Below are 768 nucleotides of genomic sequence, written 5' to 3'. Positions count from 1 at the left end.
TCAACGGACGTTGGGTGACATACGGCGAAGGTTCGACCGTTGGTTACCGTCGCTTGGTTCAAGGCAAGCCTGTAGAGGCACAAAAAATTCGTGTAACCATCACTGGTGCTCAAGCAACTCCAATCTTGACCAACTTCTCAGTCTACAAGACACCAAGCAGCATTGAAAAGACAGATGGCTACCCTCTTGGACTTGAATACCACTCAAACACAACAGCAGATACAGCCGGAACAACTTGGTACAATGAATCTGAAGGTGTTCGTGGCACTTCTATGTGGACCAATCAAAAAGATGCCAAAGTAAGTTATACCTTCACAGGAACCAAGGCCTATGTCGTTTCTACAGTCGATCCAGGTCACGGAGAAATGTCCGTCTATGTTGATGGTCAAAAGGTTGCAGATGTGCAAACTAAGAATGCTAGCCGTAAACGCAGCCAAAAAGTCTTTGAGACAGGCGATTTAGCACCAGGCCAACATACTATTACCCTTGTAAACAAAACAGGCGAACCCATTGCTACAGAAGGAATCTACACCCTAAACAATGATAGTAAAGGGATGTTTGAACTCGAGTCTACTAACTACGAAGTCGAAAAAGGAAAACCAGTCACTGTTAAGATTAAACGCGTTGGTGGAAGCAAGGGGGCTGCTACTGTTCGCTTCATCACAGAACCTGGAACTGGAGTTCACGGTAAAGTTTACCAAGATACAACTCAAGATGTGACCTTTAAAGATGGAGAAACAGAAAAGACTGTTACCATCCCAACGATTG

General features: G+C 44.7%; 1 protein-coding gene. It reads left to right on the top strand.

Translation table 11 applies throughout. The annotated features are described in order from the left end of the window. On the top strand, nt 1–768 hold a 768-nt coding region (locus GMD4S_RS09750; RefSeq protein WP_000293071.1), incomplete at both ends, for a Calx-beta domain-containing protein.

The sequence above is a fragment of the Streptococcus sp. GMD4S genome (genome assembly GCF_000296955.1).
This window is presented reverse-complemented; position numbering and strand designations above follow the sequence as displayed.